Origin of the sequence: Streptomyces sp. NPDC090127, from assembly GCF_044746945.1 — a bacterium.
Classification (GTDB): Bacteria; Actinomycetota; Actinomycetes; order Streptomycetales; family Streptomycetaceae; genus Streptomyces.
This window is the reverse complement of the sequence record NZ_JBIVDE010000008.1, coordinates 359448-382131: the sequence shown is the minus strand read 5'-3', so window position 1 is coordinate 382131 and position 22684 is coordinate 359448. Positions and strand designations below refer to the sequence as shown.

22 protein-coding genes are annotated in these 22684 nt (G+C 71.2%); 7 read left to right on the top strand and 15 right to left on the bottom strand.

The genetic code is table 11. The features are described from left to right. Window positions 1-63: 63 nt before the first annotated feature. From ACIPPS_RS28485 to ACIPPS_RS28475, 3 genes are all read left to right on the top strand, one after another. Window positions 64-786 (top strand): phosphatase PAP2 family protein, encoded by a 723-nt coding sequence (locus tag ACIPPS_RS28485; RefSeq protein WP_401437671.1) that lies wholly within the window; start codon window positions 64-66, stop codon window positions 784-786. Window positions 787-1159: 373 nt separating this feature from the next. Continuing rightward, window positions 1160-1969: a hypothetical protein gene (locus ACIPPS_RS28480; protein ID WP_401437669.1), complete on the top strand. Its 810-nt coding sequence runs from the start codon at window positions 1160-1162 to the stop codon at window positions 1967-1969. Window positions 1970-2094: 125 nt separating this feature from the next. After that, complete coding sequence (locus ACIPPS_RS28475) at window positions 2095-2268, top strand: hypothetical protein (protein ID WP_401437666.1); 174 nt, start codon at window positions 2095-2097, stop codon at window positions 2266-2268. A 34-nt stretch (window positions 2269-2302) separates the two neighbouring features. On the opposite strand, the gene ACIPPS_RS28470 is transcribed toward ACIPPS_RS28475, so the two are convergent. Continuing rightward, window positions 2303-2677, bottom strand: coding sequence for a metal-sensitive transcriptional regulator (locus tag ACIPPS_RS28470; protein ID WP_401437663.1), 375 nt, complete (start codon window positions 2675-2677; stop codon window positions 2303-2305). 193 nt (window positions 2678-2870) lie between these two features. Here ACIPPS_RS28470 and ACIPPS_RS28465 point away from each other — a divergent pair, with 193 nt between their 5' ends. Continuing rightward, the gene (locus tag ACIPPS_RS28465; protein ID WP_361436756.1) at window positions 2871-3491 is read left to right on the top strand and encodes a DUF47 family protein; all 621 of its coding nucleotides are present in this window, start codon (window positions 2871-2873) and stop codon (window positions 3489-3491) included. 6 nt (window positions 3492-3497) lie between these two features. Next, the gene (locus ACIPPS_RS28460; protein ID WP_401437660.1) at window positions 3498-4496 is read left to right on the top strand and encodes an anion permease; all 999 of its coding nucleotides are present in this window, start codon (window positions 3498-3500) and stop codon (window positions 4494-4496) included. Between the two features lie 268 nt (window positions 4497-4764). On the opposite strand, the gene pstB is transcribed toward ACIPPS_RS28460, so the two are convergent. From pstB to mshD, 11 genes are all read right to left on the bottom strand, one after another. Continuing rightward, on the bottom strand, window positions 4765-5541 hold the full coding sequence (gene pstB / locus ACIPPS_RS28455; protein WP_384513925.1) for a phosphate ABC transporter ATP-binding protein PstB: 777 nt from the start codon (window positions 5539-5541) through the stop codon (window positions 4765-4767). A gap of 27 nt (window positions 5542-5568) precedes the next feature. Further along, complete coding sequence (pstA, locus tag ACIPPS_RS28450) at window positions 5569-6648, bottom strand: phosphate ABC transporter permease PstA (RefSeq protein WP_401437657.1); 1080 nt, start codon at window positions 6646-6648, stop codon at window positions 5569-5571. Further along, window positions 6645-7625: a phosphate ABC transporter permease subunit PstC gene (pstC, locus tag ACIPPS_RS28445; RefSeq protein ID WP_401437654.1), complete on the bottom strand. Its 981-nt coding sequence runs from the start codon at window positions 7623-7625 to the stop codon at window positions 6645-6647. Before pstC ends, pstA begins: the two co-directional genes overlap by 4 nt. A gap of 111 nt (window positions 7626-7736) precedes the next feature. Continuing rightward, window positions 7737-8873, bottom strand: coding sequence for a phosphate ABC transporter substrate-binding protein PstS (pstS, locus tag ACIPPS_RS28440; protein ID WP_401437652.1), 1137 nt, complete (start codon window positions 8871-8873; stop codon window positions 7737-7739). Window positions 8874-9139: 266 nt separating this feature from the next. Continuing rightward, complete coding sequence (locus tag ACIPPS_RS28435; protein ID WP_401437649.1) at window positions 9140-9544, bottom strand: NUDIX hydrolase; 405 nt, start codon at window positions 9542-9544, stop codon at window positions 9140-9142. Then, window positions 9541-10554, bottom strand: a complete 1014-nt coding sequence (locus ACIPPS_RS28430) for a CHAD domain-containing protein (protein WP_401437647.1) — start codon at window positions 10552-10554, stop codon at window positions 9541-9543. Before ACIPPS_RS28430 ends, ACIPPS_RS28435 begins: the two co-directional genes overlap by 4 nt. Continuing rightward, on the bottom strand, window positions 10541-12883 hold the full coding sequence (locus ACIPPS_RS28425) for an RNA degradosome polyphosphate kinase (RefSeq protein WP_401437644.1): 2343 nt from the start codon (window positions 12881-12883) through the stop codon (window positions 10541-10543). The genes ACIPPS_RS28430 and ACIPPS_RS28425 overlap by 14 nt, the downstream gene beginning before the upstream one ends. A 319-nt stretch (window positions 12884-13202) precedes the next feature. Continuing rightward, window positions 13203-14171 carry a hypothetical protein gene (locus ACIPPS_RS28420; protein ID WP_401437641.1) on the bottom strand — a complete coding sequence of 323 codons (969 nt, stop codon included), beginning with the start codon at window positions 14169-14171 and terminating at the stop codon, window positions 13203-13205. Beyond that, a complete protein-coding gene (locus ACIPPS_RS28415) occupies window positions 14168-15085 on the bottom strand; it encodes an ABC transporter ATP-binding protein (protein ID WP_401437638.1) in 918 nt (305 codons plus the stop codon). The genes ACIPPS_RS28420 and ACIPPS_RS28415 overlap by 4 nt, the downstream gene beginning before the upstream one ends. After that, window positions 15082-15465: a GntR family transcriptional regulator gene (locus tag ACIPPS_RS28410; protein ID WP_401437635.1), complete on the bottom strand. Its 384-nt coding sequence runs from the start codon at window positions 15463-15465 to the stop codon at window positions 15082-15084. The genes ACIPPS_RS28415 and ACIPPS_RS28410 overlap by 4 nt, the downstream gene beginning before the upstream one ends. Before the next feature lie 89 nt (window positions 15466-15554). After that, entirely contained in the window at window positions 15555-16481 is a 927-nt protein-coding gene (gene mshD, locus ACIPPS_RS28405) for a mycothiol synthase (RefSeq protein ID WP_401437632.1), read from the bottom strand. Between the two features lie 135 nt (window positions 16482-16616). On the opposite strand from mshD, the gene ACIPPS_RS28400 reads away from it, so the two are divergent. Both ACIPPS_RS28400 and ACIPPS_RS28395 read left to right on the top strand, forming a co-directional pair. After that, window positions 16617-18425, top strand: coding sequence for a bifunctional metallophosphatase/5'-nucleotidase (locus ACIPPS_RS28400; protein WP_401437629.1), 1809 nt, complete (start codon window positions 16617-16619; stop codon window positions 18423-18425). A gap of 199 nt (window positions 18426-18624) precedes the next feature. Further along, complete coding sequence (locus tag ACIPPS_RS28395; protein ID WP_401437626.1) at window positions 18625-19491, top strand: phosphatidylinositol-specific phospholipase C; 867 nt, start codon at window positions 18625-18627, stop codon at window positions 19489-19491. Here ACIPPS_RS28395 and ACIPPS_RS28390 read toward each other — a convergent pair. The 3 genes from ACIPPS_RS28390 to ACIPPS_RS28380 are packed head-to-tail and all read right to left on the bottom strand — an operon-like array spanning window position 19456 to window position 22681. Next, window positions 19456-20874 (bottom strand): sensor histidine kinase, encoded by a 1419-nt coding sequence (locus ACIPPS_RS28390; protein ID WP_401437623.1) that lies wholly within the window; start codon window positions 20872-20874, stop codon window positions 19456-19458. The genes ACIPPS_RS28395 and ACIPPS_RS28390 overlap by 36 nt on opposite strands. 8 nt (window positions 20875-20882) lie before the next feature. Beyond that, complete coding sequence (locus ACIPPS_RS28385) at window positions 20883-21611, bottom strand: response regulator transcription factor (protein WP_401437620.1); 729 nt, start codon at window positions 21609-21611, stop codon at window positions 20883-20885. Between the two features lie 20 nt (window positions 21612-21631). Further along, window positions 21632-22681 carry a S1C family serine protease gene (locus tag ACIPPS_RS28380; RefSeq protein WP_401437617.1) on the bottom strand — a complete coding sequence of 350 codons (1050 nt, stop codon included), beginning with the start codon at window positions 22679-22681 and terminating at the stop codon, window positions 21632-21634. Window positions 22682-22684: the final 3 nt, after the last annotated feature.

The following is a 22684-nucleotide window of genomic DNA, read 5'->3' as shown; positions in this document are numbered from 1 at the left end:
GGATCGTTCCCTGAACCGACCGCCCATGGTCGACTCACGTGACAAGGCAAGGGGCCGCGACAGATGGCTGGACTCGCATCGGATGGTTCGAACCCCGATGTCAGCCTGCTCTACGACATCAACGGGCTGGCGCGGGAAGCCCCGCCCTGGTTCGACCGTGTCATGGGCTTCGTCGGCGAGTACGGGATCATGCTCGCCCTCGTCCTCGTCGCGCTCTGGTGCTGGTGGAGCGTCCGCCGCCGGGACACCCTCGCCGACGCCGTCTCCGGCGCCGTCTCGCTCGTCTGGGCGCCGCTGGCCGCCGGTGTGGCGGTCCTCGTCAACATCCCCATCCGCGGCTTCGTGGAGCGCCCACGGCCGTTCAACGACCACCAGGGCCTCGACGTCCTCGTCGACGGCAAGACGGACTTCTCCTTCGTCAGCGACCACGCCACGCTGGCGATGGCCATCGCCGTCGGGGTCTTCATCGCCCACCGCAGGCTCGGCCTTATCGCCATCGCCCTCGCCTTCGCCGAGGGCTTCTGCCGCGTGTACATGGGGGTCCACTACCCGACCGACGTCGTCGGCGGCTTCGCCCTCGGTACGGCGGTGGCGCTGCTCCTCGCCCCCGTCGCCCACGCGCTGCTGACGCCGCTCGTCGCCGCGATCGCCCGTTCCCGCCGGGGGGCCCGCCTGGTCCGCTCCCGGCGCGCCGCCGAACGCTCCGCCGTGGCCGGGACGCTCGGCATCCCCGAGCCCCGGATCGGCTCCGGGGCGGGGGCCGGGGAGAACGACCTCGCCGCCTAGGGAGGGCGTCGAGCCCGGGGGTTTCGTCCGGAGGGTGTCCGGGCGGAATCTTTCCGTCCGGAGGTGCGACGGCCGTAGGCCTACGCCGACGTCCGGAGGTTTGACGCCGTAGGCCTACGCCGTCGTCCGGAGCGCGTCCGTGTGGGACGCCGCGTCCGTCCGTGCCTTGTCCCGTGACCTTCGCGCGGGTCCCGTCCAGCCGCAGCTGCACCGGGCGACCGCGAAGGAGCCGCGTTCCGTGGTGGTCGTGTGATGCGGGGCTCGCTCGTGCACGCATCAACCGTACTGCGCGTGACGGGTCGCCCGAGCCGTCGTTATGCGGATCGGGCGGGTCCCGGACAGGCAGCGGTACGGCGTTGGGGGTTGGCAGGCGATGGTGGTGCAGCGGTACGGGCGCAGAGGCGGGGCCTTGGCCGTCGCCGCGGCACTGATGGCCGGTGGATGCGCCGGCCCCGAGGACGACCCCCGTCCCGGCGGCGATCCCACCCGGACCGTGCGGGACGCGGCCGCGGTGCTGACCCGGGCCGGCAGCGCCAAGGCGAGTACCAGCATGGAGATGGCGACCGGTGGGACGCGCGTGACCATCCGCGGCGAGGGCGGCTACGACTTCCGGCGCCGTACCGGCCGGCTCCAGGTCGTCCTGCCCAAGGACGCCGCCGGGACCGACGAGCACCGGCCCATCACCGAACTCCTCGCGCCCGGCGCGCTCTACATGAAGAACCGCGGCGCGGGCGTCCCGGCGGACAAATGGGTCAGGGTGGACACCACCACGCTGGACGACGGCAACCTCGTCACGGGCGGGGCCACCGACCCGGCGGTCGCCGCCGAGCTGCTGCGCGGCGCGCAGCAGGTGACGTACGTCGGCCAGGTCGATCTGGCAGGGGTGAAAGTCGGCCACTACCGGGGTGTCGCGGACCTCGCGGCGGCCGCCCGGGTCGCCTCGCCGCAGGTGCGCGGCGCGCTCGCCGCGGCGGCGAAAGGGTTCGCCAAGGACGCCGTGCCCTTCGACGCGTACTTCGACGCGGAGGGGCGGCTGCGCAAGGTCCGGCACCAGTTCAGCTTCGCCAACCAGGGGCGTACCACCGCCGTCGCGTCGACCACCCTGCTGTACGCCTTCGGCACCCCCGTCGACGTGCGGCTGCCGGGCCGTGCGGACCTCTACGCCGGAAAGATCAAGGTGTAGCCGGGGCCTCGCGGGCGCCGAGACCACCCGCAGGCCATCGCCAAATGGTCCGGACGAGTCATGCGCGGTGCGTGGCGCGCTCCCTACGCTGGGAGACCGACGCCGGCAGGAAGAGGTGAACGCGCGTGGCTCCGCCCAGTACCGCGACAGTGCCCACTGACCAGGACTGCGTCGCTCTCGCCGAGATCGAGCTGTGCGGTGAGTTGATCATCGCCGCGTCGGCGGCCGATGGGGAGCGGCTCAGTGCGGACCGCATCGACGAGGTGTTACGGGTCGCGGAGCGGGCAACTCCCTGCTGACCGGCCGGGGCCGTCGTCCGGCGGCCCCGGGCTCTCAGGTGCGGAGCATCCGGGCGATGGCCTTCGTGGCCTCCTCGACCTTGGCGTCGATCTCGTCGCCGCCCTTGGTCGCGGCGTCGGCGACGCAGTGCCGCAGGTGCTCCTCCAGGAGCTGGAGCGCGAAGGACTGGAGGGCCTTCGTGGAGGCCGAGACCTGCGTGAGTATGTCGATGCAGTACGTGTCCTCGTCGACCATCCGCTGCAGCCCGCGGATCTGGCCCTCGATCCGGCGCAGCCGCTTGAGGTGCTCGTCCTTCTGCTTGTGGTAGCCGTGCACACCGTGATCGTGGTCGGTCGTGGGTGTGGTGGCGGGTGCCGGGCTGGGTGCGGAGGTGTCGGGGGTGACCTCGGCCGCCTCGGTGGTCGTCATCGCGTCCTCCCGTTGTCCAGAAAGGGTATGTATACCCCTCGTGGGTATATGGTACCGATCCCCGCCGGTCCGGGCGGGGGCCCGTGCAGATCACTGTGCCTGATGGGCGACACTGAAGGGACGCCGGTTAGCCGTGGCCGGATGATGCGCCTAGCATCAGCCTGACCGAAACCCAGCACCCCGAGGACCCCACGTGCGATTTCGTCTGACCCCCAGGGAGACGAGCTTCTACGACATGTTCGCCGCGTCCGCGGACAACATCGTCACGGGCTCGAAGCTCCTGATGGAACTGCTCGGAGCGGAGCCTTCCGCCCGGGCCGAGATCGCGGAACGGATGCGGGCGGCGGAGCACGCGGGTGACGATGCTACCCACGCGATCTTCCACCAGCTGAACTCCTCGTTCATCACACCCTTCGACCGCGAGGACATCTACAACCTCGCGTCGTCCCTCGACGACATCATGGACTTCATGGAGGAGGCCGTCGACCTGGTCGTCCTCTACAACGTCGAAGAGCTCCCCAAGGGCGTCGAGCAGCAGATCGAGGTGCTGGCGCGGGCGGCGGAGCTGACCGCCGAGGCGATGCCGCACCTGCGGACGATGGACAACCTCACCGAGTACTGGATCGAGATCAACCGGCTGGAGAACCAGGCCGACCAGATCCACCGCAAGCTGCTCGCCCACCTCTTCAACGGCAAGTACGACGCCATCGAGGTGCTCAAGCTCAAGCAGATCGTGGACGTCCTGGAAGAGGCGGCCGACGCCTTCGAGCACGTGGCGAACACCGTGGAGACCATCGCGGTCAAGGAGTCCTGAGGCTTCGTGGACACCTTTGCGCTGATCGTGACCATCGGAGTCGCGCTCGGCTTCACCTATACCAACGGGTTCCACGACTCGGCCAACGCCATCGCCACGTCGGTCTCGACCCGGGCGCTGACCCCGCGGGCCGCGCTCGCGATGGCCGCCGTCATGAACCTCGCCGGTGCCTTCCTCGGCAGCGGGGTCGCCAAGACCGTCAGCGAGGGGCTGATCGAGACGCCGCACGGCGACAAGGGGATGGGCATCCTCTTCGCCGCGCTGGTCGGCGCGATCATCTGGAACCTCGTCACCTGGTACTTCGGCCTGCCGTCCTCCTCCTCGCACGCGCTGTTCGGCGGCATGGTGGGCGCGGCGCTGGCCGGTGGCACGGAGGTCATCTGGGAGGGCGTGCTCGACAAGATCGTCATCCCGATGTTCATCTCGCCGGTCGTCGGCCTGGTGGCCGGTTACCTGGTCATGTGCGCGATCATGTGGATGTTCCGCAAGTCCAACCCGCACAAGGCGAAGCGCGGTTTCCGTATCGCCCAGACGGTGTCGGCGGCGGGCATGGCGCTCGGCCACGGCCTGCAGGACGCCCAGAAGACGATGGGCATCGTGGTGATGGCCCTGGTCATCGCCGACGTGCAGCAGGCGGGCGACGACATCCCGGTGTGGGTGAAGATCGCGTGCGCCGTGATGCTCTCGCTGGGTACGTACGCGGGTGGCTGGCGGATCATGCGGACGCTCGGCCGGAAGATCATCGAGCTGGACCCGCCGCAGGGGTTCGCGGCGGAGACGACGGGCGCGACGATCATGTTCGGCTCGGCGTTCCTCTTCCACGCGCCGATCTCGACGACGCACGTCATCACCTCCGCGATCATGGGCGTGGGGGCGACGAAGCGGGTGAACGCGGTCCGGTGGGGCGTGGCGAAGAACATCATCCTCGGATGGTTCATCACGATGCCGGCGGCGGGATTGGTCGCGGCGCTCAGCTATTACGTGGTGCAGCTGTTCTTCGGCTGACGGGCTGATGGCCGGTCGGCCGGCGGGTGGCGCTCGCGCCGTGAGTTGCTGGGGGTCCGGGGGTTATCCCCCGGGGGATGCAGTATCACGATGCCGGCGGCGGGATTGGTCGCGGCGCTCAGCTATTACGTGGTGCAGCTGTTCTTCGGCTGACGGGCTGAGGGGCCGGTCGGCCCGGGGGACGGTAAATGGTTGGGCCCGGCTCTCCTGTGGGAGAGCCGGGCCCTTCGTCATGCGGTGGCACCGCCATGCAGCACCGCAGACGTGTTTATCCGAAGCGGCCCGAGATGTAGTCCTCGGTCGCCTGGACGGTCGGGTTGGAGAAGATGCGCTCCGTGTCGTCCAGCTCGATCAGCTTGCCCGGCTGGCCCACGGCCGCCAGGTTGAAGAACGCCGTACGGTCCGAGACGCGGGCGGCCTGCTGCATGTTGTGCGTCACGATGACGATCGTGAAGCGCTCCTTCAGCTCGCCGATCAGGTCCTCGATCGCGAGCGTCGAGATCGGGTCGAGGGCCGAGCAGGGCTCGTCCATCAGCAGGACGTCGGGCTCGACCGCGATGGCGCGGGCGATGCACAGACGCTGCTGCTGACCGCCGGAGAGGCCGGAGCCCGGCTTGTTCAGGCGGTCCTTGACCTCGTTCCAGAGGTTCGCGCCCTTGAGGGAGCGCTCGACGATCTCGTTGAGCTCGGCCTTCTTGTAGCTGCCGTTCAGTCGCAGACCCGCCGCCACGTTGTCGAAGATCGACATGGTGGGGAACGGGTTCGGGCGCTGGAACACCATGCCGACGGTGCGGCGCACGGCGACCGGGTCGACCCCGGCCCCGTACAGGTCCTGGTCGTCCAGGAGGACCTTGCCCTCGACGCGGCCACCGGGGGTGACCTCGTGCATGCGGTTGAGGGTGCGCAGGAACGTGGACTTGCCGCAGCCGGAGGGGCCGATGAAGGCCGTCACCGAGCGGGGCTCGACCGTCATGGAGATGTCGTCGATCGCCTTGTGGGCGCCGTAGTACGCGGAGAGGCCGCTGACGTCGATTCGCTTGGCCATATCAATTCACTTCCAGGGTGGCCGCGGTCAGCGGCTGGTCTTGGGGGCCTTCCAGCGGGCGATGCCGCGAGCCACCAGGTTGAGGATCATGACGAAGGCGATCAGGACGAGCGCCGCTGCCCAGGCACGGGACACGGCGGCGTCGGTGCCGACCGCGTACTGCTCGTACACGTAGAGCGGCAGCGAGGACTGGGCGCCTTCGAAGGGGTTCGGGTTGATCAGCTTCGTACCGAACACGAGGAGCAGGACGGGGGCCGTCTCACCGGTGATGCGGGCGACCGCGAGCATGACGCCCGTGGTGATGCCGCCGATCGCGGTGGGCAGGACCACCTTCAGGATCGTGCGCCACTTCGGGATGCCGAGCGCGAGGGAGGCCTCGCGCAGCTCGTTCGGGACGAGCTTGAGCATCTCCTCGGTGGAGCGGACCACGACCGGCATCATCAGGATCGCGAGGGCCATCGCGCCGGCGAATCCGGAGGGCCCGAAGCCCAGCATCAGATTCCAGGTGGCGAGGATGAACAGACCCGCGACGATCGACGGGATGCCCGTCATGACGTCGACGAAGAAGGTGACCGCCTTGGCGAGCTTCCCACGCCCGTACTCGACGAGGTAGACCGCGGTCAGCAGGCCGATCGGCGCGGCGATGAGCGTCGCGATGCCGACCTGCTCGATCGTGCCGAGCAGCGCGTGGTAGACACCGCCGCCGGCCTCGGCGTCGAGGACGCCGTTCATCGAGTGGGAGAGGAAGTACGGGTCGAGGACCGCCAGGCCCTTGCTGATCGTGACCCAGGCCAGCGAGAGCAGCGGGATCACGGCCAGGATGAAGCAGACCCAGACGAGGCTGGTGGCCACGCGGTCCTTGGCCTGACGGCGGCCCTCGACCTTGGTGGTGATCGCGTACGTCCCGAGGACGAAGAAGAGCGCGGCGATCAGGCCCCACTGGATGCGGCTGTGCCATCCGGCCGCGAGGCTGAGGCCGACAGCGGCGGCGATCGAGCCTATGGCGGTGGCGAGCGGGGTCCAGCCGGGGAGCCGGGAGTGCTTGAGCGGGTCGTGCTTCACGGCGACGGTCACGCGCGGACGGTCCTGTATGGCGTTGTGGCTCATGCGTTGGCCCCCGAGTACTCCTTGCGGCGACCGATGATCCACCGGGCCGCGCCGTTGACCAGCAGGGTGATGACGAAGAGGACCAGACCGGAGGCGATCAGGGCGTCGCGGCCGAAGGAGTCGGCCTCGTTGAACTTCGCCGCGATGTTCTGGGCGAAGGTGCCGCCGCCCGGGTCGAGGAGGTGGCCCGAGAGGACGAAGCTGGGCGACAGGACGACGGCGACGGCCATCGTCTCGCCGAGCGCGCGGCCGAGGCCCAGCATCGAGGCGGAGATGATGCCCGAGCGGCCGAAGGGCAGCACCGACATCCGGATGACCTCCCAGCGCGTGGCGCCGAGGGCGATGGCGGCCTCTTCCTGCATCTGCGGGACCTGGAGGAAGACCTCACGGGTCACGTTGGTGATGATCGGCAGGATCATGATCGCCAGCAGGATGCCCACGGTGAAGAGGTTGCGGGCGACGCCGTCGCTGGCCTTGTCGAAGATGTACGTCCAGCCGAAGTACTCGTCGAGCCACTTGTTGAGGCCGTCGAGGTACGGGACGAGGAAGATCGCGCCCCACAGGCCGTAGATGATGCTGGGGACGGCGGCGAGCAGGTCGACCACGTACGCGAGCGGCTTGGCCAGCTTGCGCGGGGCGTAGTGCGAGATGAAGAGCGCGATACCGATCGCGACCGGCACGGCGATGAGCATCGCGATGATCGACGAGACGACCGTGCCGAAGGCGAGGACCGCGATGCCGAACACCGGCGGGGCGCCGGCCGGGTTCCACTCGAAGGTGGTGAAGAAGTTCGTGGAGTCCTTGGAGATCGCGAGGACGGCGCGATAGGTGAGGAAGCCCGCGATCGCGGCCATGATCACCAGGAGGGTGATGCCGGAACCACGGGACAGCCCGAGGAAGATCTTGTCCCCCGGGCGCGTCGCGTTCTTGGCGCGGCGGCTGTTGCGTATGGGCGGTGGCGTGGTTGTCGTAACCATCGGTCTCTCCGGTCTGCGGAGCCGGCACGTGCGTACGGCTCCTGGCGGCGGTGCACCGGATGCCGGGACCGGTCCGTCACCTGTGGGTGGTGGACCGGCCCCGGCCGGGGATCAGGACAGGGTGGGGACGATCTCGCGGACCTTGGCCGCGATGTCGGCCGGGAGCGGGGCGTAACCGGCCTCGGAGAGGATCTTCTGACCCTCCTCGGAGACGGTGTAGTTGAGGAACGCCTTCAGGGTCGGCAGGGTCTCCGCCTTGTTGCCCTTGTCGCAGGCGATCTCGTAGGTGACGAGGATCAGCGGGTAGGCACCCTCGGCCTTGGTGGCGTAGTCGAGGGAGAGCGCCATGTCGGAGCCGGTGCCCTTGACCTTGGCCGCGGCGATCGCCTTGGAGGCGTTCTCCGAGGTGGCCTCGACCGGAGCGGAGGCGCCGGTGTTCAGCTTGACCGTGGAGATCTTGTTCGCGGTGGCGTAGGAGAGCTCGAAGTAGCCGATGGAGCCCTCGGCGTCCTTGACCGCGGTGGCGACACCGGAGGAACCGTTGGCGGCCTGGCCACCCTGGGCCGGCCACGACTTGGCCTTCGGGTCGTGCTTCCAGTCGGCCGGGGCGGCCGTCGAGAGGTACTTGCCCAGGTTCTGGGTGGTGCCCGACTCGTCGGAGCGGTGGAACGCCTGGATGTTGCTGTCGGGCAGCTTGGCACCCGGGTTCAGCTTGGCGATCGCCGGGTCGTTCCACTTGGTGATCTTGTTGTCGAAGATCTTCGCGAGGGTGGAGGCGTCCAGGACCAGGTTGTCCACGCCGTCCAGCTTGTAACCGATGGCGATCGGGCCACCGACCATCGGCAGGTTGACGCCCTTGCCGGTCTTGCAGATCTTCGCGGACTCGGCGACCTCCTCCTCCTTCAGCGCGGAGTCGGAGCCGGCGAACGCGACCTGGCCCTGGTTGAACTTGGTGATGCCACCACCGGAACCGATGGCCTGGTAGTTGACCTCGACGCCCTCACAGGCCGCCTGGAAGTTCTTGACCCAGAGGTCCATCGCGCCCTTCTGCGCGGAGGAGCCCGCGGCGAGGAGCTGGCCCTTGGCGCCGTCGCACTTGATGTTCGACGCGGCAGCCGAGGTCTTCTCGCCGTTCGGCGTGGCGCCGCTGTTGTTGTCCGAACCACACGCCGAGAGGACGAGGGCGCCGGAGACGACGAGGGCACCGATCGCGGAGGCGCGAAGCCCGTTCATGCGCGAAAGCTTCACTTTCGGGTGTTCCTTCCAGAAGCCGCCAGCCGCGGACGGGTGTCCTGAACGTTGTACGGCGGCGTGTGTCGGGGTGTGAGGTGCAGCGCTGTGCTTGTGCACCTTGTACAGCCGAAATTAGGCAGAACAGGTGAAGCGGTCTGCGGGGGAGGGTGAACGGAAAGTGAACCGTGCCGGAAGGCCGGGTGCGGGGCCCTGGGGCGGGCGGCAGCCGTGGGGGCGCCCACACGGGGGGCGGGGCGGGGTCAGCGCGGGGCGGGGCGGGGTCAGTCCCGGGTGGACAGGTGGGCGGTCAGGAGGTCTCTGTCCCTGGGTTGGGTCAGGGTCGTGCGGGCCTGTTCCGGGGGGAGCCAGAGCATGCGGTCGACCTCCTTCGAGGGGACGAACGACCCGCCGAGGGCCCGGGCCGACCAGTACGTGACCTCCTTCGGGCGGCCGTTCGCCAGGTAGCGGGCCGTCGGGAGGCGGGGGCCCAGGGTGCAGGACTGGCCCGTCTCCTCCCGTACCTCCCGCAGCGCGCACTCCTCCAGTGTCTCGCCGCGCTTCAGCTTCCCCTTCGGGTGCGACCAGTCGTCGTATTTCGGCCGGTGGACCAGCGCTATCTCGATGCCCGCGCCCGAGGGGGCGGGGCGCCACAGGACGCAGCCCGCCGCCAGGACCGGCTGGTTCACGGGACCGGCGCCGTGGCGTGCTGCCAGGCGCGTTGGAAGGCGAAACGGGCGGCTTCGACCTCGTGGCGTTGGTCCGCGTGCAGGACGCCCAGCGCGTACGCGGTCGCCGGGGCGATCCGGGGCGTACGGGCGGCTCCCGCCGCCGCTGCGGCGGCCTCGGAGGCGTCGCGGTGCCGGTTCAGGGCCCGGCCGGCCTCGTCGAGGACCGGGTCCGGCGGGGCGTCGCCCTGGAGCACCTCGCAGGCGTACCGGTGCAGCCGCAGCAGCAGCCGGGTCTGGTGCCAGGGCGCGTCCTGGGACTCACCGGCCGCGAGGGCGAGGGCGTCGGCGTTGTACGGGTGCGCCGCGCGGGCCAGCGGCAGGATGCCCACCGCGTCGAGAAGGCGCCGTTCGACGACCGCGGCCGGCGCGTCGAGGACCTCGACCGCCTGGGCCGCCCCCGCGGGGCCCAGCGGAACCTCGGAGGCCAACAGTGCGACCGCGTCCGCGACGGCGTGGAAGCGGGAGGAGCCCAGCGCCTGGAGGGCCGCCGAGTGGGCCCGCGTACGGGCCAGGGTGAGCTGGCGTTCCAGCAGGGCGCCGGCCCTGGCGGCGCCGACCGTCAGGCCGGAGCTCTCCGCGCCGCGCGCCGCCGGCACGGCCCCGCCGCTCCCGCCGCCGCTCGACAGGCGGGACAGCGCGTCCACCAGCCGGACGAGCCGTGCCGTGCAGGCGTGCTCCAGGGCGAGCGTCCCGGAGAGCCAGGCCAGCTCCGTGCGCAGCTGGTCGGCCCAGGGGGACTCCAGGAGCGGCCGGAAGGTGTGCAACGTTCCGCCAATGCGCCGGGCGGCCGCTCGCAGCGCGCGGGCGGCCTCCTCCGCACCGGTGGTGTCCGCCCCGGCCTCCGTGTGCAGGCGCAGGGCGCGCAGGAAGTCCCCGGCCCGCGCCTGGAGGTAGGGGGAGAGGACCTCTCCCGCCGTGACGCCCGTGGTGACGTCCGCGGTGGCCGCGTAGTGGTCAGGGTTGTGCACGCCGGCGCCTCCGCGCGTCGATGAGCATCTCCTGGACGTGCCGCAGCGGCTGGCCGTCGGGGTCGGTCGCGTGCCGCGTCCAGTTCCCGTCGGGACCGAGGTGCCAGGAGGAGGTGGTGTCGGACATCCCGGTCTCCAGGAGCCGGGAGAGGGCCGCCCGGTGGGCCGGGTCGGCGACCCGGACCAGGGCCTCGATGCGCCGGTCGAGGTTCCGGTGCATCATGTCGGCGCTGCCGAGCCAGACCTCGGGCTCGCCGCCGTTGCCGAAGGCGAAGATCCGGGAGTGCTCCAGGAAGCGGCCGAGGATCGAGCGGACCCGGATGTTCTCCGAGAGGCCGGCGACGCCCGGGCGGATCGCGCAGATGCCGCGGACCCAGATGTCGACCGGGACGCCCGCCTGCGAGGCCCGGTAGCAGGCGTCGATGATCGCCTCGTCGACCATCGAGTTGACCTTGATCCGGACGTACGCCGGGCGGCCCGCGCGGTGGTGGGCGATCTCCTTGTGGATCCGGGAGACGAGGCCGTCGCGCAGCGACTTCGGCGCGGTGAGCAGCCGGCGGTAGGTCTCGCGGCGGGAGTAGCCGGAGAGCCGGTTGAACAGGTCGGAGAGGTCGGCGCCCACCTGCGGGTCGGCGGTGAGCAGGCCGAGGTCCTCGTAGAGCCGGGCCGTCTTCGGGTGGTAGTTGCCGGTGCCGACGTGCGAGTACCGGCGCAGGACGTCGCCCTCCTGCCGGACGACGAGCGACAGCTTGCAGTGCGTCTTCAGACCGACGAGGCCGTAGACGACGTGGCAGCCCGCCTCCTCCAGCTTGCGCGCCCACTTGATGTTGGCCTGCTCGTCGAAGCGGGCCTTGATCTCGACGAGGACGAGGACCTGCTTGCCGCTCTCGGCGGCGTCGATCAGGGCGTCCACTATCGGGGACTTGCCGGAGGTGCGGTACAGCGTCTGCTTGATCGCGAGGACGTCCGGGTCGGCGGCCGCCTGCTCCAGGAAGGCCTGGACGGAGGTGGAGAAGGAGTCGTACGGGTGGTGCAGCAGCACGTCCCGCTCGCGCAGCGCCATGAAGATGTCGGGCGCGGAGGCCGACTCGACCTCGGCGAGGTCCCGGTGGGTGCCGGCGACGAACTTCGGGTACTTCAACTCGGGCCGGTCGAGGGAGGCGATGCCGAAGAGGCCGGTGAGGTCGAGCGGGCCGGGCAGCGGGTAGACCTCGGCGTCGGAGACCTTCAGCTCGCGGACGAGCAGGTCGAGGACGTACGGGTCGATGGACTCCTCGACCTCCAGGCGGACCGGCGGGCCGAAGCGGCGGCGCAGCAGCTCCTTCTCCAGGGCCTGGAGCAGGTTCTCGGCGTCGTCCTCCTCGACCTCCAGGTCCTCGTTCCGGGTCACCCGGAACATGTGGTGGGCCAGCACCTCCATGCCGGGGAAGAGCTCCTCCAGGTGCGCCGCGATGACGTCCTCCAGCGGGACGTACCGCTCCGGGGAGGCCTCCAGGAAGCGGGAGAGCAGCGGGGGCACCTTGACGCGGGCGAAGTGGCGGTGGCCGCTGACCGGGTTGCGGACGACGACGGCCAGGTTCAGCGAGAGGCCGGAGATGTACGGGAAGGGGTGCGCGGGGTCCACGGCCAGCGGGGTGAGGACCGGGAAGATCTGCTGGCGGAACAGGGTGAAGAGGCGCGCCTGCTCCTTCTCGGTCAGCTCCGGCCAGCGGATGAGGTGGATGTTCTCGTCGGCGAGGGCGGGGGCGACGTCCTGCTGGTAGCAGGCGGCGTGCCGGGCCATGAGCTCGCGCGAGCGGGTCCAGATCAGCTCCAGGACCTCGCGGGGCTGGAGACCGGAGGCGGAGCGGGTCGCGACGCCGGTGGCGATGCGGCGCTTGAGGCCGGCCACCCGGACCATGAAGAACTCGTCGAGGTTCGACGCGAAGATGGCGAGGAAGTTAGCCCGTTCGAGGAGGGGGGTGTGGGGGTCCTCGGCGAGTTCGAGGACGCGCTCGTTGAACGCGAGCCAGCTGCGCTCGCGGTCGAGGAAGCGGCCCTGGGGGAGTTCGCCGGAGGAGCCGTCGTCCTCGTAGCCGTCGAGGTCGGCGTCCAGGTCGCGGTCGAGGTCGGAGCCCTGGCCGCCCGGGTTGATGGTGTGGGGGCGGTGTGCGGCTATGGATCCGACGGTCGGCTGCGCGGCCGGTTCGCCGTTCCCCGCACTGTTCGCGGGCTTCTTCCCGGGCGTCCTGGCGCTCTTCGCGGACGGGGTCGCGGGGGGTGTCGCGGGCGACGTGGCGGAAGAAGCGGCGGACGGCTGGACCGGGACCTCGGCGGGCTGCTTGCTCATGGGCCCATTCTTCCGCGCGAACGGCTGGTCGGGCGCGTCGGAGCGGGCCGTGGACGCGGGCAGCCTCCCTCTCGGGAGCGCCTGGGCGGGAGGAGGCACGGCGGGCTTCATTGCGTGAGCGTCGCAAGCGCATCTGAATGGCCGATGACGACGACATGACGTACAGGAATCGGGGGCGGGGCCCCTGGAGGGCCCCACCGGCCGATTCTCCATGGCCGAATTCGTACGGTACGACTCCGGGGGCCGCCTTGGCTACGGGGGCCGCTCCGGTGACGAGGGCGGGCGGTCTGCCCGTGCCGGAGGCGGCGGCCGTGGTGGGTCACCCGTGCCGGGTGCGCAGGAGCCGGAAGGCGGCGAGGAGGGCGAGGGCGGTGACGGCGAGGCAGACGCCCGTCTCGACCAGCTGGAGCGGCCAGAAGTGGCTGGAGGGGTGGAAGTCGGCGTAGTCGGCGACGCCGCCGCGCCCGGTCATGCACGCCAGGCTCTCCCCCGCGTAGGTGTGGCAGGCGTCCCACCCGATCCGCTCGCCGGACGCGGTGACCATGCCGTTCTCCAGCACCCAGGCGTCGGACACGCGGAGTGACAGTTCGCGGCCGGTGAGGGTCTCGACGGGCCACAGGCCCGGGCGTGCCCAGGCGAGGGCCGCCAGTGCCAGCCCGGTGACCAGCGCCGCGACCCCCATCGCGACGACCGTGCGCCGGACCAGCAGTCCGACGGCGGTGCCGAGGCCGAGCCCCAGCAGCGCGTGCGCCAGGGGCACGACACCGTGCGAGGCGTAGACGTTCGGGTCGTACCAGTAGGTGGGGTAGTCGTTGGCGGGTCCCGTCCGCCAGGCCCAGGAGAAGAGCAGGCTCAGCAGCGGGACGAGCACGACGACGAGCGCGGCGGGCACGGCCAGCTTCGCCGCGAGCCAGCGCGCCGGGGAGACGGACTGCGTCCACGCCAGCTTGTACGTCCCGGACTCCAGCTCCCGGGCCAGCATCGGGCCCGCGACGAAGGCCCCGACCAGGCCCGGCAGGACGAGCATGCCGAGCGCGGTGTACTCGACGAGGTGCCGGGCCGTCCACAGGCCGTCCCAGTACTCGCGCTCGGCCTGGAAACAGGCGCGGTCCGTGCTGCCGACCGCACACCCGGCCGCACGCAACGCCTCCACCGTGCCGTCCGCCCACAGGCGGGAGGTGACCAGCGCCGCCGCCGCCGGCACCGCGAGGGCGATCACCACCCACAACGCCTTCCGGTGCTGGCGGGTGGTCGTCCAGTACGGGCCCTTGAGGGCGATCGTGCTCACGCGGTGGCTCCTTCGGGGGTCTTCGCGGCGCGGAGGTGGGCGAGGAGGAGGTCCTCCAGGGTGGGCTGCGTGGTTTCCCACGGGCCCTCGACGCGGCCCTCGCGGCGGACCAGGGCCGTCAGTTGGCGGCCCGTCGTGCGGGAGTCGACGACCGTGTGCGGGGCGAGGTCGGCGACCGGGCCGCGCAGGAGTACGTGCGCGGCGAGGAGGTCCTCGATCGTGCCGTCGAGGCGGACGCGGCCGTCGTCGACGAGGAGCAGGTGGTCGCAGGCGCCCTCCAGCTCGGTGAGGATGTGCGAGGACATGACGACGGTCGTGCCGCGCTCGGCCGCGTCGGCCATCAGGGCGCCCATCAGTTCGTGGCGGGCCAGCGGGTCGAGGTCGGCCATCGGCTCGTCCAGGAGCAGGAGTTCCGGGCGCTTGCCGAGCGCCAGGGCGAGGGCGACGCGGGTGCGCTGGCCGCCCGAGAGGGAGCGGATCCGGGCCGCGCGGTCCAGGGGGCCCGCCTCGACGACCCGCTCGGCGACGGCGTCGTCCCAGCGGCCGGGGTTGAGCTCCCGGCCCATGCGCAGGGTCTCGGCGACGGTGAACTGCGGGTAGAGCGGCTTGTCCTGGGCGACGTAGGCGAGGTTCTCCCGGGCGGGGGCGTGGACCGTGCCCTCGGTGGGCCTCAGCAGGCCCGCCGCGAGGGCCAGGAGGGTGGACTTGCCGGAGCCGTTGGGGCCGACGAGCGCGCAGATCCGGCCGGCCGGGAGGGCGAAGGAGCACTCCCGCAGCGCCCAGCCGCCGGCTCCTCCCCGCAGCAGTCGGCTGCCGGCCGCTCCCCGGGGCGCCGAGCCGCCGGCCCCTCCCCGCACCCCGCCGCCGTACCGCTTGCCGAGGCCCTCGGTGCTCAGGGCCGTCCCTCTGGTCATGCGTCCCCCTCGAAGAATTCCTTCAGTACGGAAGTGAACAGCGCGGCCACGTCCTCGCGCTCCAGGCCGTCCGCGCGGGCCCGCCGGGCCCAGTCGGCGAGTTCGCCGCGCAGGGGCGACTCGGCGGGGGCGGCTCCGAGCGTCGCGCGGACGAACGTGCCCAGGCCCCGGCGGGCCTCGACGAGGCCGGCGCGCTCCAGCTCCCGGTAGGCCTTGAGGACCGTGTTCGGGTTGATGGCCGTCGACTCGACGACCTCGCGCGCGGTGGGAAGCTGGTCGCCGGGCTCCAAGAGGCCCATGCGGAGGGCCTGTTCGGTCTGCTGGACGATCTGGAGGTAGGTGGCGACCCCGCTGCGCCGGTCGATCCGGTACTCGAGCACGTTCCCCTTCACCACCCTTTCACTAATCAAGTAGTGAAAGGGTGGTGCAAGGGAGGGGGCGGTGTCAACCGCCCCCTCCCGCAGGCCCGTCAGGACTCCGTGCGGTACATCAGGTCCACCTCGTGCGTGACGAACCCCAACCGCTCGTAGACCTTCAGCGCCGCCGTGTTGTCCGCGTCCACGTACAGCATCGCCGTCGGCAGCCCCTGCGCCGCCAGATACCGCAGCCCCGTCGCGGTGAGCGCCTTGCCGAGGCCGCCGCCCTGCGCCTCCGGCAGGATGCCGACCACGTACACCTCGCCGAGCTGGTCCTCCGCGTGGGTCTTCGTCCAGTGGAAGCCGACCAGTCGGCCCTCCTTCTCCGCGAGGAAGAAGCCCTTCGGGTCGAACCACGGCTCCGCCGTCCGGTCGTCGAGGTCCCGCTGGGTGAGCGAGCCCTGTTCCGGATGGTGGGCGAAGGCCGCCGCGTTGACGGCCAGCCAGGCCGCGTCGTCCTGGCCGGGCACGAAGGTGCGGATCGTGACGCCCTCGGGCAGCACCGGCTCGGCGATGTCGAGCGGGACCAAGGGGCGGCGCAGCTGTCGCAGTTCGCGGAAGAGGGTCAGGCCGAGCACCTGCGCCAGGTGCCGGGCCGCCGACTTCCCGCCGTGCGCCCACACCCGCAGCCGCTTGCCCGAGGCGGCGAGCAGCGCGGTGCCGAGCGCCCTGCCGTGGCCGCGGCCGCGGTGCGAGGGGTGGACGACGAGCTCGGCTGCCGGGGCCTCGACGGGGTCGGTGTCCTCCAGTTGGGCGTAGCCGTAGAGGTGCGGGCCGACGGTGAGCAGGAAGTGCCGTACGCCCTCGCGTCGGCCGTGCCGCAGATAGAGCCGCCCCTGCTCGGACACGGCGTGCACGCCGTCCCCGCGATCGGCCGCCTCCAGCAGGTCGAGGACGTCGCTCACCTGGTCGGGCGAGAGCTCGTCGAGGGTGTGGATCTGCCGGCCGGGTTCGAGGGCCGGTGCCGCGTCAGGAGTCATGGCTCCGAGCCTACGGAATCAACCTAGTTGTAACCCGGTACCCCCTGTTGCGCTACGCGCGTTGACTCTAGGCTGCGCTGGCTGGTCAGCAGTCGAGAGGGCGCGCTCGCAAGGGGCGCGGGGACAAGGGGAGCGATGTCAGCGACACCGAAGAAGAAGAGGACAGCGGGGCGGATACTCGCCGTCGGCGCGGGGCTCGCCACCATCGGCGCGCTCGTGGCCGCGCTGCCCGCGGGCGCCTCGGGGACCAAGGGAGACGGGTACGGCCACGGCCACGGGCGCTACGTCGACGTGCAGCTCCTCTCCTTCAACGACCTGCACGGGAACCTGGAGCCGCCGACGGGCTCGGCCGGTCGGGTCACGCACACCAACGAGGACGGCACGACCAGGACCATCGACGCCGGTGGCGTCGAGTACCTCGCCACGCACCTGCGCGAGGCCCGCAAGGGCAACCCGTACTCCGTCACCGCCGCCGCCGGCGACATGATCGGCGCCTCCCCGCTGGTCTCGGGCCTCTTCCACGACGAGCCGACCGTCGAGGCGCTCAACCGCCTGAAGCTCGACGTGAGCTCGGTCGGCAACCACGAGTTCGACGAGGGCGCGCGCGAGCTGGCCCGGATACAGAACGGCGGCTGCCACCCGACCGAGGGCTGCTTCGAGGAGGGCAAGCGGTTCAAGGGGGCCGACTTCCCGTACCTCGCGGCCAACGTGACGGACGAGAAGACCGGCCGCCCGATGCTCGACCCGTACTTCGTCTGGGAGCGCGACGGGGTCAAGGTCGGCTTCATCGGCGTCACCCTGGAGGGCACCGCCGACATCGTCTCCGCCGAGGGCATCAAGGGCCTGACGTTCGGCGACGAGATCGAGACGATCAACAAGTACACCAAGGTCCTGGAGCGCAAGGGCGTCAAGTCGATCGTCGCGCTGCTCCACGAGGGCGGCGTGCCGGTCTCGGGCTCGTACAACTACGACTGCGACAGCCCCGGCCCCGGTGACGGCATCTCGGGCCCGATCGTCGACATCGCGAAGAAGGTCAGCCCGCAGGTCGACGCGCTGGTGACCGGCCACACGCACCAGGCGTACGCGTGCACCGTCCCGGACCCGGCGGGCAAGCCGCGCACGGTGACCTCGGCGGCCTCCTTCGGCAAGCTGTACACGGACACGACGCTCACCTACGACCGGCGCTCGAAGGACATCGTCCGTACGGCCGTCTCCTCCGCCAACCACGTCGTCACCCGTGACGTGCCGAAGGCGCAGGACATGACCCGGCTGATCGATCGCTGGAAGACGCTGGCGGCCCCGATCGCGAGCCGGCCCGTCGGTTACATCTCCGGCGATGTCGACAACCCCTTCGACGCGCCCGAGAAGCCGCTGGGCAACCTGATCGCCGACGCGCAGCTGGAGGGCATGGCCCCGGCCGACAAGGGCGGCGCCCAGCTGGCGCTGATGAACCCGGGTGGTGTGCGCGCCCCGCTGGTCCACAAGGCGTCCGCGGGTGAGGGCGACGGTGTGGTGACCTACGGCGAGGCGTACACGGTCCAGCCGTTCACCAACATGATGACGGCGGTCGACCTGACCGGCGCCCAGCTCCTCACCGCGCTCCAGCAGCAGGTCAGCGGCCCGAACCAGGCGGCTCCGAAGATCCTCCAGGTGTCGAACGGCTTCACGTACACCCTGGACATGACGAAGACCGGCGCCGACCGGATCGTCACCTCCTCGGTGCGGCTGAACGGTGCGGCGATCGACCCGTCGAAGACCTACCGGGTCGCGATGAACGAGTTCCTGGCCGGTGGCGGCGACGGCTTCGCCGTCCTGAAGGAGCACAAGAACAAGCTGGTCGGCGCGTCCGACCTGGACCTGTTCACCGCCTACCTGGGCGCGCACTCCTCCGCGAGCGCCCCGCTGGCTCCGCCGGCGACGGGCCGCATCACGGTCGTGAAGTAGCTCCGCACGCGGTCCCGAGGGGGCGGCGGATCGTTTCGACGGTCCGCCGCCCCTTCCGCGTGACCCGTTCCGCATGACCCCTTCCGCGTGGACCCCCGGCGCGTGACCCCTTCCGCGTGACCTGTTCCGCGCCCTGGTGCCGACTGACCCACGCCCCGCCCCTGGTGCTGTTTGACGCGTACCCGTCATACTCCCGGCCATGGACCGACGACGCTTTCTCGCGGGTGCCGCGGCGACCACCGCCACCGTCCTCATCGGAGCCGCGCCCGCCCGGGCGCGCACCCGGGGAGCCCTCGGGCTCCAGGACTGGATGGCCGGCCACGGCGACCCCACCCCGCTCCAGCGGCTCACCATCCCCGGCACCCACGACTCCGGCGCCCGCTTCGGCGGCCCCTGGTCCGAGTGCCAGAACACCACCGTCGCGCAGCAGCTCGCCGCCGGGATCCGCTTCCTCGACATCCGCTGCCGGGTCACCGGCGGCTCCTTCGCCATCCACCACGGCGCCTCGTACCAGAACATGATGTTCGGCGACGTCCTCGTCGCCTGCCGCGACTTCCTGGCCGCCCACCCCTCCGAGACCGTCCTCATGCGGGTCAAGCAGGAGTACTCGTCGGACTCCGACGCCACCTTCGCCGCGATCTTCGCCGACTACCTCGACAACCGGGGCTGGCGCTCCCTCCTGCGCATCGGCGACACGGTCCCCACCCTCGGCGAGGCCCGCGGCAAGGTCGTCCTCATCGCCGACAACGGCGGCCTGCCCGGACTCAAGTGGTGGGACGGCGGGGCGATCGCGATCCAGGACGACTGGAACGCGCTGCCGAACGCCAAGTACCCGCAGATCGAGGCCCACTTCCGCCGGGCCGTCGAGCAGCCGGGCAAGCTGTACATCAACTTCGTCAGCACGTCCGCCTCGCTGCCGCCGCGCTGGAACTCCGACAACCTCAACCCGCGCGTCCACGGCTTCCTCGACGGTACGGCGAACGGCTGGAAGGGCCTCGGGATCGTCGTGATGGACTACCCCAACACCCGCTCAGGCCTGGTCGACTCCCTCATCCGCCACAACTGACGGCGGGGGCGTCGGCGCGCCCGGCAGTCGCAGGACCGCCGCCGTGCCGCCGCCCTCGGCCGCCGCCAGCGTCACCGTGCCGCCGGCCTGCTGGACCGTACGGGCCACGATCGACAGACCGAGTCCCGAACCGGGCAGGCTGCGGGCGGACGGGGAGCGCCAGAAGCGGTCGAAGACGTGCGGGAGTTCGTCCGGCGCGACGCCCGGGCCGTGGTCGCGGACCGTCAGCTCGCCGCGCATCAGGGTGACCTCGATCGTGTCCCGGGGCGGCGAGAACTTCACCGCGTTGTCCAGGACGTTCACCAGCGCACGCTCCAGGGCGGCCGGCTCCGCCCGGACGTACCAGGGCGCCAGATCCGTGACGAAGGTCAGCTCTGGCCCGCGCAGCCGCGCCCGGTCCAGGGCCGAGCGCAGGAGCGTGTGCAGCGGCACGACCTCCAGGGGCCCGGGCTGCGCCGCGTCCGGGCGCGCCAGCTCCTGGAGGTCGCCGATGAGCGCGGCCAGCTCCGTCATCTGCGCCTTCACCGACGCCATCAGGGCCCGCCGGTCCTCGGGCGGCAGGGCGCGTCCCGTCTGCTCGCTGCGGGCGAGCAGCTCGATGTTGGTACGCAGCGAGGTGAGCGGGGTCCGCAGCTCGTGGCCGGCGTCGGCGATCAGCTGCGACTGCCGGTCACGGGAGACCGCGAGCGCGGCCGTCATCGCGTTGAAGGAGCGCGAGAGCCGGGCGATCTCGTCCTCGCCCTCGGCCGGGATGCGGACGGTCAGGTCCTCGGTGGCCGCGACGTGCTCCACGGCGCCGGTCAGGCGGTTCACCGGTTCGAGCCCGGTCCGCGCCACCCACAGACCGGCCGCCCCGGCGCCGACGACACCGATCCCGGAGACCAGGAGCAGGACCCAGCGCAGGGTGGACATCGAGTTGTCGATCTCGGACAGCGGCCGGGCGACGGAGGCGCCGATGCCGAGCGGCCCCTGCTGCACGGGATACGTGTAGACCCGCATCTCGCTGCCGTCCTCGGCCGTCGTCGTGTGCAGCGCGTCCGGCACCTGCGCGCGCGCCACCGCGAGGTCGTCCGGCTGGGCCGGGATCGCCGCCGGGCCGTACGTACAGACCTTGCCGTTGCTCAGCACGAGCTGGACCGTCGCGGTGTACGAGCCGGTGAGCTGGACCGGCGAGTCGTCGCCGCGCGCGCAGGCGAGGGCCAGCGTGTTCGCCACCCGGTCGTCCAGCTTGAGGCTGCGCAGGGACGAGTCGAGCTCCGCCTCCAGCTGCGCCCGCGTCACGAACCAGCACGCCAGCGAGACCGCGGCGACCGCCATCGCGACGGCCGTCGCCGTCAGCAGCGCCAGCCGTGACCGCAGCGGCCGCGACCGGAACCACGTCACAGGACCTCTCACTCCGGACCTCCGCCGCGCAGGACGTATCCCACGCCCCGCACCGTGTGGACGAGGCGCGGTTCGCCGCCCGCCTCGGTCTTCCGCCGCAGGTACATCACGTACACGTCGAGCGAGTTCGAGCTCGGCTCGAAGTCGAAGCCCCAGACGGCCTTCAGGATCTGCTCACGGGTCAGCACCTGGCGGGGATGCGCGAGGAACATCTCCAGGAGCGTGAACTCCGTGCGGGTCAGCTCCACCGCCCGCCCGGCCCGCGTCACCTCGCGCGTCGCCAGGTCCATCCGCAGGTCCCCGAAGCTCAGCACGTCGCCGTCCTCGAAGGGGGCGCCGGCGGCGCTCGCGTACGAGCTGCGCCGCAGCAGCGCCCTGATCCGGGCGAAGAGCTCGTCCAGCTCGAAGGGCTTCACCAGATAGTCGTCGGCGCCCGCGTCGAGCCCCGTCACCCGGTCGCCGACGGTGTCCCGGGCGGTCAGCATCAGGATCGGCACCGTCGAGCCGGACGCCCGGATCCGGCGCGCCGCCGTCAGCCCGTCCATCCGGGGCATCTGCACGTCGAGCACGACGAGGTCCGGGGCGTACGACTCCATGCGGGCGAGCGCGTCGACCCCGTCGACGGCCTCCTGCGTCCCGTACCCCTCGAAGGCGAGGCTGCGGCGCAGCGCCTCGCGCACGGCGGGCTCGTCGTCGACGATGAGGATGCGGTCGCCTGCGTTCTCCGGGCCAGTCATGGGCCCAGCCTCGCACGCGTTCAGTTCGAACCGCCGTCGCGGAGACCGTCCAGGTCGGCCTTGAGGGTGTTCACCGGAATCGCGAATCCGAGACCGACACTGCCGGCCGAAGAACCGTTCGAAGAACTCGGCGCGTACATCGCCGAATTGATCCCGATGATCTCGCCGTCCATATTGATCAGCGCGCCGCCGGAATTCCCCGGGTTGAGCGAGGCGTCGGTCTGGAGCGCCTTGTACGTCGTCTTCGACGAGCCGGTGTCCCCGTTGAACTCCTGCCCGCCGAACTCGAAGGGCCAGCCCTGGCGCGGGTCGTACTGCGGCTGTTGCTGGTCCTGGCCGTCGTCCTTGGCGACCGTCACATCGCGGTCGAGCGCGGAGACGATGCCGCTGGTGACCGTGCCGGTCAGGCCCTCGGGGGAGCCGATCGCGACGACCTCGTCGCCGACCTTCACCTGGTCGGAGTCGCCGAGCGTGGCCGCCTTCAGGCCGGACGCGCCCTCCAGCTTGATCAGGGCGAGGTCCTTGTCGGGGTCCGTGCCGACGACCTTCGCCTGGTACGTCCTGCCGTCGGAGAGCTGGACGCCGATCGAGGAGGCGCCGGAGATCACGTGGTTGTTGGTGACGATCTCGCCGTCGCCCGTGATGATCACGCCGGAGCCGGTGGACTTGCCGGAGGAGCCGGTGGCGGAGATCTCCACGATCGAGGGCGAGACGGCCTGGGCCACCCCGGAGACGGTGCCCTTGCTGCTCGCGGAGACGTTCGTGCCGCTGACGCCGTTCGCGGCGGGTGCGGTGTCCGCGGTCAGCTGCTGGACGAGGGTGGCGGTGCCGCCGCCGATCACGGCCGCCGCGATCGCGACGGCGGCGAGCAGACCGACGCCCCGCCTGGCCCGCCGGTGCGGGAGGGGGGCGGCCGCGGCGGGCGCGGGCGGGGGAGTGACGGTGGGCGGAGGCACCTGACCGCCGGACGGCCAGATCGTCGTACCCGGCTCGGTCGAGACCGGCTGCGTGGGGTCGTACGGGGGGCGCGGCGGGTAGTACGGCTGCGGCTGCTGCTGGAAGTCCGTCATGGC